We start from the raw sequence: 1273 nt of genomic DNA, 5'->3' as shown, positions 1-1273 counted from the left end.
TGGCTATGTTATAAAGCTCATTTGTGCTGATTTTTTCATTATTTGCTAAGGTTATTAAAAACTGGGTGCCGTGTTTTGTGGCAACTGATTTTATAAACTGGGCTCCGATTTCTTTTAGGGTTTTATATCTGCCCTCATCATAAATTCCAACACTCTCAAAGTAAAGCTTGTTTAGTGTAATCTCATCCATTATCTTTGCTTCAAGATTAATACTAGCTCTTGTGCCGTTTTTATCGGTTAAAAGTGTGCCGGTATCAGAGTAAAGCTCATTTACATCAATCATCCTGCCACTATCAAATTTTAGTGTAAATGTGCCGTTTTTGTTTTTTCTAATGGCAATAACGCTGTCACTATCTGCTAAACTAGCAGCGGCTTTGTCTTGGTCGCTTTCAAAAAGTTTTCTTACCTTTTCTAAATTTGAAAGGCTAAAACTAAGTCCAGTTGCCTTTTTAAAGTCATTCTCCATAGCTATCATATAGGCTGATTTGCTCCCTAAAAGCTTTGATGATAATTCATCGGCTTCATCTACTTCGTAGGCTTTTAGATTATTAATCAACCACGAAACATCTTGTTCGTGAGCTTTGCTCTCTTTTTTATAATCGCTATAAAATTTCATAAAGCTGTCTTTTTGGTATTCGCCGTAACTTTGTGAATTTTTAGAGTAATCTATGCCAACTATTGGGTTAAATTCACTTAATTTTACACTGCCATCAAATCCAGCCTTTAAATATGCTAGGTTATTAAATCCAGCCATTGTTTGATTATTTAAATTTACCCAGCCATCATCGTCTGCATAAGAGTTAAAAAACTCATCAATCTGACTGCTTTCTAGCTTTTTATAACGGCTCTCTGGTGCAAAGGCGGTGTAGGGGTTTGAGCCGTAATAGCCTATTCGCTTATCAAAGCTATCTGGGTCTATGTATAAATCGGGTCTATTTTCTTTAATGGCTATGGCGTTATTTTCTTCAATTTGTTTTTGAATATAGTTTATAATCTCTTGGCTTATAAATTTAGTCAAATCCACGCCCCTGCCTTGTGTGGCTTCATTTAGGCTCATTATTTTCTCATTGCCGTCTTTATCATATCCACGCACTTTTAGTTTGCTAAAATTCTCATCATTTGAATTTACAAATCCGTCGCCGTTAGTATCAAAGTTAAACAATTTTTTGTTATTTTCTAACTCGCCAATGCCTAATTTATCATTATCTGCGTATAAATCAAAAAATACCTTAACATCGCCATAAGGGGTTTGTAGCGTGTTTGAGTAGGCTTC

At 35.1% G+C, this 1273-nt stretch carries 1 protein-coding gene; it reads right to left on the bottom strand.

What is annotated here, in order from left to right; translation table 11 throughout:
• On the bottom strand, positions 1-1273 hold a 1273-nt coding region (locus tag NYG85_RS12040; RefSeq protein ID WP_284938915.1), incomplete at both ends, for a response regulator.

The sequence above is a fragment of the Campylobacter gastrosuis genome (assembly GCF_030249845.1).
Taxonomy (GTDB): Bacteria; Campylobacterota; Campylobacteria; order Campylobacterales; family Campylobacteraceae; genus Campylobacter_A; species Campylobacter_A gastrosuis.
Note: the sequence above shows the minus strand (reverse complement) of the source record. Positions and strands in the feature narration are given on the sequence as shown.